The following is a 14865-nucleotide window of genomic DNA, read 5'->3' as shown; positions in this document are numbered from 1 at the left end:
TGCAGATTTCGTCAATCCGTCCCCGCGCGGCGAGCAAAGCGTTCAGGCTCTACCGAGGCACGGAGATGCGTCGAAGACACGGGGGACACACATGAGCACAACCGGTACGTGGGACGTCCGCTACGACAGGCGCTTGTCGGCGCCGTTCCTGCAGCACCTGGCGCCCGGTGGGCTGCTGTCGTCGCTCGCGCTGTACGCCAAGAGCGGCTTGTTCCCGCTCGACCTCCGTTTCCGCAAGGACGTGAAGAGCGGGGCAGAACACGTCTCGCTCTACGTAGGGCTCACTTCGGTGCTCGACGTCCATCACACCAAGGCCGGGAAGCTGAAGCTCAAGGTCCACAAGACGCACCAGAAGAACGGTGCTTTCGGCGCGGACTGGAGCACACTGCGAACCCCGGACGAGATGGCCGCGATCTGGCCGGACGTCGAGCTCTACCTCGACCGCATCATCCCGATCGCCGCCCAGTCACACGGAAAGAAGGAAGGCGCCGTGCAGGCGGCAGTCGCCGCGCACCGGTCTCGCGGCCGCGTCGTCCTCGACCGCGAGGTGACGCCGTCGTTCCGCGACACGCCCTACAAGAAGCAGTACATGGAGGACTGCCAACGGCCGATCCTCGACGCTCTGGCAGATGCCGACCTCGGGTTCGGCAAGGTACCTGGGAGGCTCGGCAACGAGTGCGACGCGTTGGTCGTCGACGAGACCGGTCGGCTGCTCGCCGTCGAGATCAAGCCCTTGGGTGTCAGCAGCGTCGTGTGGGTCGCCGCGCAAGCGGTCATGTACGCCCGCATCCTGCAGGGCTGGGTCGACCGCGACGACAGCACGCCGGATGATCCTCGAAAGGTCCTGACGTGCATGTTGGCGCAGCGTCACGTCGCGCGCCTGGCGCCCCCTCTTAACGTCGCCTTACCGGAGATCCTTCGGGTGACGCCGGTCGTGGCGCTGCAGCGAGGTGCTTCTCCCGAGCTCGTGCGTCGCATGCTCGCCGTTCGTGACGTGCTGGCTGGCGTCGACCTCGGCGTCGAGCCGGTGGAGATCTACGAGGTGAACCTTATCGGTGAGTGGATCCCACTCGACGAGTCCCGCCTCCCGGACGGTCGGCCAGTGGCCCGGCGTGACTACGCGCGGGAGTCCAATGAGCGAGCAATCCAGTGGAAGCTCAGCACGGCAATCCTGCCGGACGAAGCCCGCTCTCCGGGTGCCGTCCGAGGGTGGGGAGGGAGCTTCGACGTCGACTACGCCCTGCCGGCGGCGTACGCCACTCACAACCTCCTGCCGGAGGTCAGGCAGCCGGCTCTCGATCTGTTCGAGCAGCACGGGATCGTGTGGCACCAGGGCATCGACGGTGGGCCGACCAACCACCTGCGGTCCTCGCAGGTCCAATGCGTCAACGCGCTCGGGCAGATGATGTCCGACCCGGAGCGGGTCAAGAAGGCTTTCGGTCACGTTCTCGACATCGCCAGCGTCCGGGACTTCGGCGAGATCGACCCGGACGAGTCCGGCCGGTACCTCACCTTCGAGTTCGTCGGGAAGCACGACTACTTTGGTGAGGGCAAGGGCGGCGTTCTGACGCGCGGGTCGCAGTCGACCAGTGTCGACGCCGCCTTCGCCTACCGGACGTCCGACGGTCGCGACGCGCTTGCCCTGGTCGAGTGGAAGTTCACCGAGACCTACCCTACGGCCGACCGTGCCGCGGCGAAGAAGGAAGCCACCCGCCGCATGCGCTACGAGAAGGCGCTGCTCCAGCCAGACGGCCCCGTGGACATGGAGGGTGTCGACCTGGCCGACCTCTTCCACGAGCCTGTCTACCAGCTCGTACGTCAGCAGCTCCTGGCCTCGGCGCTCGAATGCGATCCTGTAGTTCGGGCAGACCCCGTCTCCGTCGTGCACGTCCTCTCTCCCGACAACACGGCGTACCAACAGTCCTTCATCTCTCCAGCACTGCGAAGCCGTGGGGCCACGACGAGCGAGGTCTGGTCTTCGCTACTTCGCTCACCGGATCGCTTCGTGAGTCTCGATCCGGTGGTCTTCCTGGATCCCGGCCTCACCAGCAAGGAGTACGTCCTGCGGTACGGCGCCAACGATGCGTGACGCGAGCTCGCCGGCTGGCGCCAGCGTCCCCTCAGAGGTTGGATCTCTCGCCGACGCTCGAAAGGCCCTCGTCTTCGGCGGTGGAACCTTCGTCGGTGAGGGCAACTGGCGTCGAGTCGTGCGCATCGGTGACGTCGTCTACAAGATGGATCGCACCAGCGCAGGGATGAACGAGGTCGAGCACAGGGTCGCTGAAGCGGGCCGAGCCAAGCTGCCACCGAACATCCGTATCCCAGAGATCACGCTCTACGACATTGACGGCGTCCGGGTGCTGGCGATGCCGTACATCGAAGGCGTGGCGGTGGCCATCTGCCCCGAGGACGACGGCCTCGGACCGTGCAGCGACTGCAGCACTTGTCTTCCCACGGTGGTCGCGCGGCAGATCGAAGCGGTGACCCCGGACGGCGTCGTCAGCGGCAACACTCTTCGGCAGGGCGACACCTTCGTCATCATCGACCTGGACTACGCGCCTGACGACGTCTGATCCCCCAGCGATGGCTCAAGCCAGGCCCGCGTCACCGGTTGCACAACCCGAGTGCCATGCACACGTTCGACCCGGGCTCAGAAATCTTCGGGCCTCGGCCCCAGCCGCAGAAGAAGCGTCAGGTTGGGCATCAGGTCGCCGTACTCGTCGACTAGTCCCCATCCGGTGTACGCGGACGGAGTGTCGTCGTCCTCACCGTCCTCGTGACGCCAGGCAGCGGCGGACAGCAAGGTGGTGAGGAGCGGTCGAACCGCCTCGACGTGCCGGACGCTCCGGTCCGCGCAGACCTCGAGGAGAGGGTGTTGAGGCGGCAACCCGGTGCGGTGCGTGACGGCGTGGATGTCGAGGTCCTCGAATGCGCTTTCGTCGCCGTGCCTGTCGACCAGCTCCGCGAGCACGGCTGGGGACAACGCCGCTAGCGCGGCCTCGACCAAGGCGATGGTCTCGTCGGTCGCGGCCTGGCCGGGCGGGCGTTCGGGGAAGTAGAGGCTGGTCTCCCACGGGCCATATCCCCGCATGCGGTCAGCGTCGTCAAGCCGGTCGTGGAGCGCGGCGGTCTTGAGCGTCACCCGCACCGCCATCTCAAGACGCTCGGCGTCCTGGTCGCCTTGTGTGGCGATCGGCAACGTCTTCGCGAGCTCCTCGCACCGGGACACGGCAGAGGACCTTCCAGCTGCACGAGCGACGGTGGACAAGCGGCTGTCGAACCGGTGCTGGGACTCGCCCACGTCCCGCAGGAGGTAGGCGTTGTAGACCAACCCTCCGACGACGGGCTCGGCGGCTGTCGCGAGGGAGGCGGCCACGGCGCGCACCAGCGGGCTGGCCGGTCCGTAGGTGTCCGACACGGGGAAGCTGTCCTCCCCGAGCGATTCGGCGTCGATGGCGAGGTCGTGGGGCACAGCGGCGTCGAACGGGACCTTCTCCGCGACCTCCCGGCACTTGCGGATGAGCCCGGGAAGCTCCGCAGCGCTGACCGGCAGCGGCGGCCCGAAGTCGTTGCGCCGGAGCTCCCAGCCCACTTGAGCCACGGGAGTGTGCGGCGCCAGCGCGGTTGCCTGCACAGCCCCCGCCGTCTCCGGTTCGCGGACGGTGAGGACCGTGGTGCCGTTGGGCAGGTCGAACTCCAGCGGCTTGTTGAAGCCGAAGGTTCCCTGCTCCACTGCCGTGAGGATGCGGAAGCACGTGTTCTGCACGGCGCGCCGTCCTGCCTTCGGGCCGGGCCAGTCGAGCCCGGGGTCGATGCCGTCCGTGGGACGGTCCACACCAGCAGCTCGTGACCGAGTACGTCGAGCAGGCCCTCGGTGTACCCGAACTCCACCTCGCCGCTCGATCCGTCGCTCAGGTGGACGGTGTAGCGCGGCATCGGGGTGTCCGGTGATGAGGTCACGCGGGGCATCCTCGCAGGGCGATGTCCCGGGCGTGGGGCATTCGTCGCTCTCGCTGCGTCAGATGCTCATGTCGTCGTGCACGCCTACCTTGGCGAGCTCGATCGAACCATCAGACAGCACCCAGTAGTGGAGCCGGCGTGCGGCCGGGGTGTTGGACTGGAGGCTGACCCGCCAAGCCCGTGCCCCGTCCTCGCGCACCCTCTGGGGCGAACCACCGGCGTCTTCCGTGCGGAGATGGTGGAGCTCGCGGCCCGCGGACAATGCGGCCTTGCCAGTGGCTACCTCCATCACCACGTCGGCCACTCTGTCAGCGGCGAGACCGTGCAGCGAGGCGAGGCTCCGGAGGAAGTGCGGCCCGAACGTGTAGTCACCCAACGGGCAGCTCGGTTGCTCGGCGAGGGGGATGCGCGTGGCCCAGGCTCGCTCGACGAGGAAGCGAAACTCCCGTGCCGGGTCGGCGAACGACGGAGCACCTGTCGCGGCCGAGGTCGTACGCGACTTTCGCAGCTTCGCGCGGGACTGCTCGAGCTGATGGGTCAACCGCCGCACCTGGTCCTCGACCTGGCGCAGCTCAGTCCGCAGGTGCTCCAGCTCGGTCGCGAACCCCTGTGCCTGCGCGTGCACCTCGTCGCGCTGCCTTCTGGCGGTCCGTACCTCAGACTGGAGTGACGCGATGGTCAGCGACATCGACCTCGTGCTGGCGCTCTCGGGGCCCGGCCTAGGCGCCGCTACGGTCGCCGGCGCCGGCGCCGGCGCCAGTGCGGGGCGGAGTCGGGGACGGTTGCGATCGAACATCGTCGGGCTCGGGGTCACGCGCGTCGGTGCAGCCGCGTGGGGAGAATCCGGCGCCGCACGGTCGTCGGAGGCGCCGCCGTCGTCCACCTCCGTCTCGGCGTCGTCCACGAATGTCACGAGCTTGATCGGGTCCGCGGCCGGCAATGCGGGCTCCACCACGTCGTCTGGGACTGTCGGGACGAGCCAGGGCGGACCGCCCGGGTACAGGGCGGCAGCCGTGACGGGCTCGTCGTCATCGTCGATGTCGAGCAGGCTGAGCTCCCAGTCACCGCCGCCCGAGACCACGCGCGCGAGGAGTACCTCACCCGGCGTGAGCAGGTCGGACAGGTCGTCGAGCGGGTTTGAGGTGACGGCACCACGAGGCAGGTCCGCGGTCACGAGCGGGTGCAAAAAGGCCGACGCGCGGTCTGACTCAACGGACTCGACCTGCACGAGCACCACATCGTCGGCTGCGTAGGACGAGAGCGCCACGTCAGGTGTGAGCCGGGACGCGCGTACGTCGAACCAACGGCTGTCGGCGTCGTACAGGCCCGTCAGCTCCTGGCCGATTCGCAGCGTGCGCTCGAGCGGCAGGCCCGGGAAGGCCAGCGCGTCCGGGACGATGCCCATCCGTCCGTCCAGCTTGACCATCGCGCGGTCGGCGACGATGCCGGCGACCACACCCGTCAGGCGCGCACGCTCAGTCGTGCGTGCGACGTCGAACAGGCCAGCCTCTGTCGCCATCCGCAACGCGTCGTCGATCAGTGCTGCGGTCGCCTTTGGGCCTTCCGCGGCGCCGTAAGCGAACCTCAGGGGCGACCGTCTCGGCTCACTAGCCCATTCGTGGCCGACCGGATAGACCCGTCCAGCGCCGCCGTAGACCTGCGTCATCGCCGGGAGGTTGTTGGACAGGTCCCACGAGTGCGGTCCGGTCGGCACCAAGAAGATGTCCGCGATGTCCCCGACCTGCTCGGCGATCTCCTCGACGTCAATCCACGGTTCCGTCCTGCCGTGGGGCGTGGTCACCACGACGACGGGACGCGCGCGACTGCTGCCGTTGAGCAGGCCGGCCAGCTCGCGAGCGTCCTCGGACGTCTTCACCCGATTCACGACGGTCATGCCTCAAGCCTGCACGGTCGATCGGAGGGCCGGGCCCGAATTGGACGACAGGAACGTCGTTACCGAGAGCGTCGGAGCGACACCAAGGTCGGAGGTCTCGCCGATCGCCCCGTCTGCGGGGCGCTGTGCTCCTAGGGTGTCACCCAGCCGACCGGCGGCTGCTTCAGAGGGGGCTTGATGGGAACACTCAACCGAGTCAGCGTGTGGTTGGGCGTCATCCTCGTTCCGCTTTCGCTTTTGCTCGGCTACGTCGGCTACCGCGACCTCGCCGACGCGTCGATGTCTCGGACAGACGCCGCCTTCGGAGCGATCCAGCTGTTCTTCATGGAGACGCAGACCGATCTCGATGATCCACCGGTTGCGCTCAACATCGCTCGGTTCACTGCGCCTCTGTCGCTCGCGGCGGCGACGCTCGCGGCTGTCCTGGCGGTCGCCGGACAGCAGATCCGGCGCGCCCTTGTCCGCTGGCGGGGCAGGGACCATGTCGTCCTCGTGGGTCTCAGCGAGACCGGGACGGAGCTCGCCCGGGCCCTTCGGGAGCGGGACCAGAGAGTCGTCGTGCTCGAGGCGGACCCAGCGCACCCGTCGCTGGCTGAGGTGCAGAGCCGGGGTGCCGTCGTGGTGACCGGGGACGCCCGCCAGCCCGGACTGCTGAGGCGTTGTCGCGTGGACACCGCACAGCAGGTGGTCGTCACCACGGGAAGCGACTCAGCCAACGTCGAGGTCTGCGAGGCGCTGACGCACCTGGTCAGCGACGACACCACTGTCCACGCGGCGATCGACGACGAGTCGCTCTGGTCGGTACTGGGACGTGTCCAGATCGAGGAGACGAGCGACACGGGCTCGTTCGACTTCTTCCACGCCGACGATCGCAAGGCCCTTGCCTTCATCGACATCGTGGACCGGTCGCTCGGCGCGACGGCCTCGGCGGTGTACTTCTCCGCCGAGGGCGCCCTGGCGCAACGGGTACTCATCCGGTGGTGCCAGCGTCGACTCGCGGAGGGGACGAGCGGGACGGTGCACGTGAGCTCGGCGACGTACGCCGCTGTGGTGGACCCGCTACTCGCAACACAGCCGTGGCTGACGTCGGTGGTCAGCACCGACGCCACCGCGCCTACGACGTGCACCGTGGGCCTGGTGTGCAGGGAGGGTTCGGACGGACGAGCGCTGAGCACGGCGCTGGAGATCGCGGGCGAGCGGCACGTGAGCGACGTGTTCGTCTGCTCCACCCTGCCCACCGGGCGCGCTGTTCTGGACCTGAAGGGCGTGTCAGAGAAGATCCACCTGGTCCCGGCCGGGTCCGCCTTCCGCGAGCCCGACTCGTTCTTCGGGCACTCGTGGATCGAGCTCATGGCCACGGCCCGGCATGAGGACTATTGCGCCACGGAGCGCCTGCGAGGCATCACCAGTGCCGACAACTCGTCTCTGGTGAGCTGGGACGAGCTGCCCGAGAGCCTGAAGGACTCCAATCGCCGTTTCGCCGTAGCCGTCGGGTCCGTCCTCGGCGAGATCGGAGCCGGCCTCGTTCCCCTGAGCGCGCCGCCGGAGTCCACCGCGATGCCCGTCAGCACCGAGCGCCTCGAGACACTCGCGCGGCAGGAGCACGATCGGTGGATGGACGACCTCGTGCGCGACGGGTGGACCTATTCGTCCGGCCCGAAGGACCCGGAGCGCAAGACCCACCCGCTGCTGGTGGGCTGGGACGAGCTCGACGAGCCCGAGCGAGAGAAGGACCGCGACGCCATCCGCGCGATCCCACGCATGTTGGCGCGCGTGGGCTACGCCCTCGACGTGCCCGCCACCTGTTAGACGAAGACCGCGACGTCCCGCAGCCGGGTGGCGGTCGACTCGGGGAGGTCGACGTACGCGAGCAGCTCGTCCATGCTGACGAAGCGCCCGAGCTGACCTCGCATCTCGACGATCTTGGCGGCCTCGAGATCGTTCAGCCCGCCGTGCTGGGAGAGGGCATGGGCCGGGATGCTGTTGAGGTCCAGCAGCCCGCCATCGTCGTAGTCGCGCGGCACGTCCGGTCGCCCGACGTGCATCGACCTGGCCAGCGGGCGGTCCTTCGCGACGAGCTGGCGGTAGCGCTCGCGGCTGTCGCGGCGAGCCAGGACGGACTCGGTGCCGGCCAGGGCGACCTGCGGCCTCCTGAAGATCAGAACAACCGCGACACCGGCCGCGAGGGTGAGGAGGAGCAGGGTGCCGCCAGCGTCCGAAGCGGCCCCGGTGGGCGTCCCGTCGGCGTCCTCGGGCCCCGAGCCGACGAGGATGAACGCAGCCAGAGCGGCGACTCCGAGCACGGCGGCGAGCACGTGCATGCGCTTGCGGAACGCCTTGTCGTGGGGCCGACGATTCGCGGCCCACAGGGGTGCGGCCCATGAGGCGAGGCCCATGGTCAGGACGCACCACAGGATCATGGTCCGCGCCTTCCGCCCCGCCTTGACGGGCGCAGGAGCGAGCGCCTGGTGCGACGTCACCGGTCGGGGCGCGACCGAGGGCTCAGGGTACGTCGTACGCGGCGGCGTGGAGGAGGGCTGTGGATAGGACGTGCGGGAAGAGGTCGCGGCGTACGCCGGCCTGCTGCTCGTCTTGGTCCACATCGCCCCGCGATCGTCGATGGACTTGCCGGGCTCGTCCAGACCCAGCGCTGCGCGGTGCTGCATCAGGTAGCGACCGACCATGGTGTGGTAGTTGCGCAGCTGCGACACCTCGGTGTGGGTGGCGAGCACCGCCGGGTGCTCGGACAGGTCCTTGGTCGCAAAGGTGTCGGGCAGCGTCGTCAGGGCATAGCGCAACGCCGCATCGTCCACGTCTGCGAAGGTCATGGTCCTCTCGTCGCGTGCTGTCGCTTCCGGCGGCGGGCCTTCTGTCAGCTCGCGCAGCTGCCGCGTCAGGTGCTCGATGTCGGAGGTCCATCGCTTGTCCGACAGCTCGAAAGCGTTCAGACGCGCAAGCCGACGAATACTCCTGGGCAGCTCCTCCGGAGTCGGCATCGTGGCGCCCTCGACCAGCACCGGGATGACCCTGAGGTGCTTCGCCGCGAGAGCCGACTCGACCTCCAGGCGGACGAAGTCGTTGGACTCATCGATCCGCCGCTTGTCCGTCCCTGGACGCGTCTCGAGCCAGTCATCGCCGATGAGGATCAGCGCAACGTTGCATTGTTCGATCTCTCCGCGGATGTGCTCCTCGAAGTCGGCCCCGAACGGGATGGAGTCGATGTCCATGAACACCCGCGCCGCCGGGAGCCGGTGTCGCAGCCCGTCGTTCAAGCCATTGGCTTGCGATTGGCAGTCATCCCGCCGGTAGGAGATGAAGATGCGTTGCTCGGCTGTGGCGCTCATGAATTCCCCGTTTGCGTCTCGCGGCTGCTGGTGATCCATCGTTGTGGATGCTCGGCATTCTCACCCAAGAACACGACATTGCGTCCGCAGATTCGCCGGTAGCTGCCGCCCAGTGCCACTTCCCTGACACCGGCTCGACCCGAAATGGCTCGGCATCGAGGAAGATCGTTGCTGTGGACATCGCCAGGCCGCGAGAAGGGTGGATGAGGGTCCGACACACGCAAGCCGCCTCGCATGCGCCCGCCGCGGTCGCGCTGTCGGACCTGGACCGTAGGGTCGTGGGGTTGAGCAGGATGACGGGTGACAGGGAGACGCATGACCGAGACGCTCAGCGGGTGGGACGCAGTGTGACCGAGCTGGCCCCCGTCCGACGGGCGAGGCGGTTTCACCTCGACGTGTCGGCAGTGGTGTCCGATGGCGACGTTGCGTACTGGGACGCCGTCGGGGGCGTGGTTCGCTCCACCGAGGAGATCGATGCCTACTTGCGGAGTCCCCGCGCCCGACTGCGGTGGTTCCTCGGGTGGCCGATTCAGCGCTTTCATGATGCCGCAGGGCGCCTCGCGCAATGTGGGCAGCGCGCGGCCCGAGGCTGGACGAACGGGGACCTCTGGAACCTCGACGTCCACCTCTGTCAGCACCTCGGCTCGATGCTCGCTGCCCAGGTCCGCGACATCAGGAACCATCCGCCTGAGCTCGGGTACGACGAGTGGCGTGCATCGGTGCAGCGCGCCGGACAGGCGCTTCAGAACTACGACCCGAACGACGCGGAGCGCGTCGCCGACGCGCGGTCGGCGCTGCGCTGGGTCGCCGACAACCTCGTCGACCTCTGGGACTGATCGGCGTCGTTGGGGACCGATCGCTGGCCCGATCCGATGTCGGTGGGTTTCTCTAAGGTCAGTCTTGTGGGGATCGCGGGGGCGATCCGGTCAGGGGTCGAAACATGAGCGAGGAGCTGGGGCGTCGGTGGGACGACGCGGTGGAGACGGCGTGGCGGGAGTTCCGGCAGCGGCTCGCTGACCACGTGGCGGCAATGGTGGCGGACGACTCTCTCGTCGTCGAGGTGCCGCAGGCGCACGAGAGCGGGGCGGCGCCGTACTGCCAGGTGGCCGGCGGCGACGAGATGGTGCGCGTCGAAGCGGTGAGCAACGTCTACCTGGCCGTCGAGTGCGAGCTTGACGGGGAGCGGGAGGCGCTGCTCGATCGGATCGGCTTCCAGCGGCCGGAGGCCGACGACTGGTCCGAGGGCGAGACCAACTTCTGGGCCGACCTTGAGCAGCGGGAGGCGGACCGGGCGGCCGTGATGGTCGTGCGCGCGCTGCGCGAGGTCTACGGCGTGCTGCACCCGGTCTACCTCGACGCTGGCGGCCTCGAGCCGGAGGGCGCCGTACGCCCCCTGCCGCCGAAGCCGCATCGCGTCGAGCCCGACCTCGACGAGGCGGTCCAGCCGTCCACCATCGACGAGGTGAGAGGCGTCATCGACCTGGCAGTCGCGGACCTCTACGACGACGCGCCGGAGTGGGACGACGACGGCGACCTGCCGCTGCCCACCGAGGACCGCCTGGTCTGGGTGACTGTCCACAAGGACGCGCCACGAGTACTCCTCTCCTGCCTCCTCGTCGACGACGTGGCGGACGAGCAGGCCGCGCTGGCCGAGGTCAACCGGCTCAACCGCGCGGAGTTCGGCCTGACCTTCTTCCTGACGGAGCAGCGCATCAGCGTCACGCGCGAGCTCGGCCTCGGTGTGGCGGTGCCGGCGGCCGTGCGAGGGGAGGTCAACCGTCTGCTGTCGCAGGTCGACGGCTGGGCGCACGACCTCGGAGAGCGCGTACGCACGGCACCGGAGCCCCCTGGCGAGCGGGCGGGCAGCCGGTTCGAGACGGCGTACGCCGTGATGGCCGAGCTCGAACGCGAGGAGCGCGGGTCGGTCGGTCCCGCTGCGATGATGCGGATCTACGGCAACGACACCGGGCTGCTGCTCAAGGCGATCCGGATCACCGAGAAGCGCCGCCGCGAGGTCCGGACGCGCGCCCGGGAGGCGCAAGTACAGGGGCAGCGGACCCGCGAGAAGGCTGCTAGGGCGCGCCACGACTACCTCCGCGACCTCACCCAGCGGATGCGCGCCGGGCTGCGGCTGATGGTCGACGCTCCGGTCCGCAAGGTGCAGCTCGACCAGCTCGCGCTGTTCGACGAGGACGAGGCAGGGACCGGTCGGTGAGGGCGTTCGCCGGACGGGACGCCGGTGACGGTGATGGGGTGTCCGCATGCCGCGCCTGATCCCGGAGCACCCGACCTTCACGACCGAGTCCGAGCAGGCGGTCTGGGAGCGGTTGTGCGACGGCCTCGGCGACGACGACGTGCTGATCACGAACCTGCGCCTCACCGACGAGCACAAGGACCATGAGGTCGACCTCGTCGTCCTCATGCCCGATATCGGCATCGTCGCGCTCGAGGTCAAGGGCGGCAGCGTGTGGTGGGACGACGGCTGGCGCATCAAGCGCCGCGGACGTGACGCGGCCATCCACCCGGTCGACCAGGCCAGGGACGGCAAATACGCGCTGCGCGCTTACGTCGAGCGCGACGAGCGGTGGGGGAGCCGCACCCGTGTGGCGTGGGCGCACGCAGTCGTCACGCCGTACTCCGAGTTCGGCGCCGACTTCGCGCTGCCCGACCTGCCGCGCTGGTCGCTGCACGACACGAAGGACCAGGAGCACTTGGTCGGACGTCTCCGACAGAACGCCCAGCGGATGACGCACGGACAGCGGGTCGCGACCCTCGACGACGTGGACGAGATCGCCGAGATCCTCACCGGCCGGCTGCCCACGACGTACGACGTGCGCGCGGAGGCGGACCAGCGTGCAGACGTCGCCGATCGGCTCACCCTCGAGCAGGCCACGATCCTGCGGGTCACCCGGCTCCTCCACCGTGTCGAGGTGCGTGGCGGCGCGGGCAGCGGCAAGACCGTTCTGGCGCTCCAGCAGGCCAAGGAGCTCACCCGCGGAGGGCAGGACCGCAAGACCCAGCGGGTGGCCCTGCTCTGCTACTCCATCGGGCTCGCCGAGCACCTCAAGCGCGAGGTCGCCACGTGGGACCGCAAGCACCGACCGGCGTTCGTCGGCACGTTCCACGCCTTCGGACGGCAGTGGGGTGCCGCCGACGGCGACCGCACCGACAGTGAGTTCTGGGAGGAACGGCTGCCCGCCGAGATGGCCGAGCTGGCGGCCGGGCTTCCCGACGGCAAGAAGTACGACGCGGTCATTGTCGACGAGGCGCAGGACTTCGCCGACTCCTGGTGGACGCCAGTGCTGCGCGCCTTGCGCGACGAGGAGGAGGGCGGGCTCTACGTCTACTCCGACGAGAACCAGCGCATATTCGCGCGTTTCGGCCGCCCGCCGGTCGCACTCGTGCCGCTCGTGCTCGACCACAACCTCCGCAACACCAAGCAGATCCACGAGTCGTTCGGTCCGCTGGCGCCGAGCCGCATGTACTCCCGCGGGGGCGAGGGCCCTGCCGTCCGGTTCGTCGACACCGGTATCGCGGACCCGCTCGACGTCGCCGACGACGAGGTCGATCGGCTCCTCGACGCCGGCTGGGACCCACAGCACGTCGCCCTGCTCACCACCGGCCACCGGCACCCGATCCAGGTGGAGCGGACCGACTTCCACGACCAGGACGGCTACTGGCGCACCTACTGGGACGACGACGTCTTCTACGGACACGTCCTCGGGTGCAAGGGCCTCGAACGTCGCGCCGTCGTGCTTTGCCTCAATGAGGACGGCTCCCGTGACCGTGCCCGCGAGCGGCTCTACGTCGGCATGTCACGCGCGACCGACGAGCTGGTGGTCGTGGGGGACCCCGGGACCGTACGCCGCGTGGCGGGCGACGAAGTGGCGCGCCGGCTCGGGGTGTGAGCGGCCGCTATCGCGGGCGGTGCAGTCTCTTCAGCCTGCCGCCGTCCAGCGGCGTACCGCGCCACCTGGCTCGCGCAGTCCCGGTCGAGAGGGAGCACTCGACGTCCAGGCGATGAGGCGTCTCGAGGAAGATCGCCTCGATGCGGAGGGTGTCGTCGTCGATCCAGCCGGCCGATGCCGCAACGGGCACGCCGTCCCCTGAGTCGTCGCTCGGCTCGGAGACGAGCCAGTCGCCAGTGCCCGCTGCGAAGGTCAGGGCGTTGTCCGGCTCGTGGAGCGTGATCCCGACCCTGCCGTGCGCCGTCTCCACGGCGACGGACGACAGCGTGGACGCAGTCTCGCCTGCGGAGGAGCCCACCACCGAGAACGTCGTACCGCTCCAGTCCTCCCGGCGCGCCGGCGACGGCGTACCCGGGCAGGGCGGCAGGCGGAGCGCGCGGAGCCGCTCCACCAGGAGTGGGTGTGCGTGCTCGACGATCTCGGCCCCGCCACCAAGGCTGGGGAGCAGGTGCTCCCAGACATGGTCCAGGACCGTCTGCATCGCCTCGGTGCCGCCGGTGATGGCGACCACGGCGTCCTGCTCCGGCAGCACCAGGCAGAACTGGCCGAAGGCGCCGTCGCCGCGGTAGCCGTGTCGGGCCATCCAGAAGCCGTAGCCGTAGCCCTGGCTCCAGTCGACCTTGCCTGGCTCCGCTGTGGCCACTGCCCGGGACGTCGCCTGGGCGACGTACGACTCGGGGATCAGCTGCTGCCCGTCCCAGCGGCCGCCCTGGAGGTAGAGCTGGCCGAGCTTCGCCACGTCCTCGGCGCGGGCGAATAGACCGCTGAAGCCCTGTTCGCGTCCCGGCGGCATGGAGAACCAGGCGACCGGGTCGATCCCGAGCGGCTCGAGGAGCCGCGGGTCGAGGTACTCGCTCAGCCGCTGCCCGGCGCGGCGCTGGATCACGGCTGCGACGGTGTAGGTGCAGGGCTGGCTGTAGGCGAAGGCACTGCCCGGGGTCGCCTCCGGTGGCGTCAGCAGGAACCCGCGAACCGGATCCTCGCGGTCCCGCGCCACGGCCTCCGGCCACATCTCCCGGTCGTGGCCGCTGGCCATCGAGATGAGGTGCCGCAGGGTGAGCGACCGGCTGCGCGGATCGACCACCTCGTCGGCGTACTCCGGGAAGTGCTGCAGCACCGTGTCGTCGAGGTCGACCATGCCCTCGTCCACTGCGAACGCCAGAGCAGTCGAGGTGAAGCTCTTGCTGAGCGAATAGAGCAGCCGCGTCCGCTCTGCCGTGTGCGGGGCCCACCAGCCCTCGGCGACGACGTACCCGTGCCGGAGCACCATCAGACCGTGGAGCTCGACGTTCGGGTCAGCGTCCACCGCGTCCACGAACGCCAGGACTCCGGCCGGGTCGACACCCTGGCTCATGGGCGTGGCTCGTGGGAGGTGATGCACGTCGCAAGCGTACGGCGGGCACAGCGCACGTGCCCGGCGTGCGGCCCGGGCGGGTAGGGCCTTTCGGCCCTGCGGTGGTGCCGGCGCGCGCTGGTTGGGTGGTCGTGGAGACGGCAGGACCGTCGCCAGCGGGCTCGGTGGGCCGACAGCAAGTCCGCCCCGACCGTGCTCATGCGGGTCGACCGGTCCTGCCGTCTTGGTGCTGCCCGGGTACGCCGTCCACTGCGCGTCGGCGCGGACGGCCGCGCGCCGTCGGTGGGCTGGGCGCCTGAAGGGCCTGTGGAGGAAGCGCGCCACCTGTCGGTGGAACGTCGTAGC

10 protein-coding genes are annotated in these 14865 nt (G+C 69.3%); 6 read left to right on the top strand and 4 right to left on the bottom strand.

All coding sequences use genetic code 11. The features are described from left to right. Nucleotides 1-91 precede the first annotated feature (91 nt). Nucleotides 92-2089, top strand: coding sequence for a hypothetical protein (locus Q1B24_RS08230; protein WP_299926114.1), 1998 nt, complete (start codon nucleotides 92-94; stop codon nucleotides 2087-2089). Beyond that, nucleotides 2082-2573, top strand: a complete 492-nt coding sequence (locus tag Q1B24_RS08225; protein WP_299926111.1) for a hypothetical protein — start codon at nucleotides 2082-2084, stop codon at nucleotides 2571-2573. Before Q1B24_RS08230 ends, Q1B24_RS08225 begins: the two co-directional genes overlap by 8 nt. Nucleotides 2574-2650: 77 nt before the next feature. On the opposite strand, the gene Q1B24_RS08220 is transcribed toward Q1B24_RS08225, so the two are convergent. Next, nucleotides 2651-3835: a hypothetical protein gene (locus Q1B24_RS08220; protein WP_299926108.1), complete on the bottom strand. Its 1185-nt coding sequence runs from the start codon at nucleotides 3833-3835 to the stop codon at nucleotides 2651-2653. A 183-nt stretch (nucleotides 3836-4018) separates the two neighbouring features. After that, complete coding sequence (locus tag Q1B24_RS08215) at nucleotides 4019-5626, bottom strand: hypothetical protein (RefSeq protein WP_299926105.1); 1608 nt, start codon at nucleotides 5624-5626, stop codon at nucleotides 4019-4021. A 465-nt stretch (nucleotides 5627-6091) separates the two neighbouring features. On the opposite strand from Q1B24_RS08215, the gene Q1B24_RS08210 reads away from it, so the two are divergent. After that, the gene (locus Q1B24_RS08210) at nucleotides 6092-7663 is read left to right on the top strand and encodes an NAD-binding protein (RefSeq protein WP_299926102.1); all 1572 of its coding nucleotides are present in this window, start codon (nucleotides 6092-6094) and stop codon (nucleotides 7661-7663) included. Here Q1B24_RS08210 and Q1B24_RS08205 read toward each other — a convergent pair. Beyond that, the gene (locus Q1B24_RS08205) at nucleotides 7660-9198 is read right to left on the bottom strand and encodes a TIR domain-containing protein (protein WP_299926099.1); all 1539 of its coding nucleotides are present in this window, start codon (nucleotides 9196-9198) and stop codon (nucleotides 7660-7662) included. The genes Q1B24_RS08210 and Q1B24_RS08205 overlap by 4 nt on opposite strands. Before the next feature lie 347 nt (nucleotides 9199-9545). Here Q1B24_RS08205 and Q1B24_RS08200 point away from each other — a divergent pair, with 347 nt between their 5' ends. The 3 genes from Q1B24_RS08200 to Q1B24_RS08190 all read left to right on the top strand — a co-directional run bounded on the left by Q1B24_RS08200 (nucleotide 9546) and on the right by Q1B24_RS08190 (nucleotide 13106). After that, on the top strand, nucleotides 9546-10034 hold the full coding sequence (locus Q1B24_RS08200; RefSeq protein WP_299926096.1) for a hypothetical protein: 489 nt from the start codon (nucleotides 9546-9548) through the stop codon (nucleotides 10032-10034). Nucleotides 10035-10138: 104 nt separating this feature from the next. Further along, entirely contained in the window at nucleotides 10139-11413 is a 1275-nt protein-coding gene (locus Q1B24_RS08195; protein ID WP_299926093.1) for a YbjN domain-containing protein, read from the top strand. A 46-nt stretch (nucleotides 11414-11459) separates the two neighbouring features. Beyond that, the gene (locus Q1B24_RS08190; protein ID WP_299926090.1) at nucleotides 11460-13106 is read left to right on the top strand and encodes an NERD domain-containing protein; all 1647 of its coding nucleotides are present in this window, start codon (nucleotides 11460-11462) and stop codon (nucleotides 13104-13106) included. A gap of 7 nt (nucleotides 13107-13113) precedes the next feature. On the opposite strand, the gene Q1B24_RS08185 is transcribed toward Q1B24_RS08190, so the two are convergent. Then, a complete protein-coding gene (locus Q1B24_RS08185) occupies nucleotides 13114-14520 on the bottom strand; it encodes a serine hydrolase domain-containing protein (protein ID WP_299926087.1) in 1407 nt (468 codons plus the stop codon). Nucleotides 14521-14865 lie beyond the last annotated feature (345 nt).

This window comes from uncultured Nocardioides sp. (assembly GCF_947488025.1).
GTDB lineage: Bacteria > Actinomycetota > Actinomycetes > Propionibacteriales > Nocardioidaceae > Nocardioides.
Note: the sequence above shows the minus strand (reverse complement) of the source record. Positions and strands in the feature narration are given on the sequence as shown.

What these genes read in the sequence shown, in the direction of transcription:
- Q1B24_RS08230 (WP_299926114.1), top strand. Translation starts at nt 92, where the DNA reads ATGAGCACAACCGGTACGTGGGACGTCCGCTACGACAGGCGCTTGTCG.
- Q1B24_RS08225 (WP_299926111.1), top strand. Translation starts at nt 2,082, where the DNA reads ATGCGTGACGCGAGCTCGCCGGCTGGCGCCAGCGTCCCCTCAGAGGTT.
- Q1B24_RS08215 (WP_299926105.1), bottom strand. Translation starts at nt 5,626, where the DNA reads ATGACGCAGGTCTACGGCGGCGCTGGACGGGTCTATCCGGTCGGCCAC.
- Q1B24_RS08205 (WP_299926099.1), bottom strand. Translation starts at nt 9,198, where the DNA reads ATGAGCGCCACAGCCGAGCAACGCATCTTCATCTCCTACCGGCGGGAT.
- Q1B24_RS08195 (WP_299926093.1), top strand. Translation starts at nt 10,139, where the DNA reads ATGAGCGAGGAGCTGGGGCGTCGGTGGGACGACGCGGTGGAGACGGCG.
- Q1B24_RS08190 (WP_299926090.1), top strand. Translation starts at nt 11,460, where the DNA reads ATGCCGCGCCTGATCCCGGAGCACCCGACCTTCACGACCGAGTCCGAG.
- Q1B24_RS08185 (WP_299926087.1), bottom strand. Translation starts at nt 14,520, where the DNA reads ATGAGCCAGGGTGTCGACCCGGCCGGAGTCCTGGCGTTCGTGGACGCG.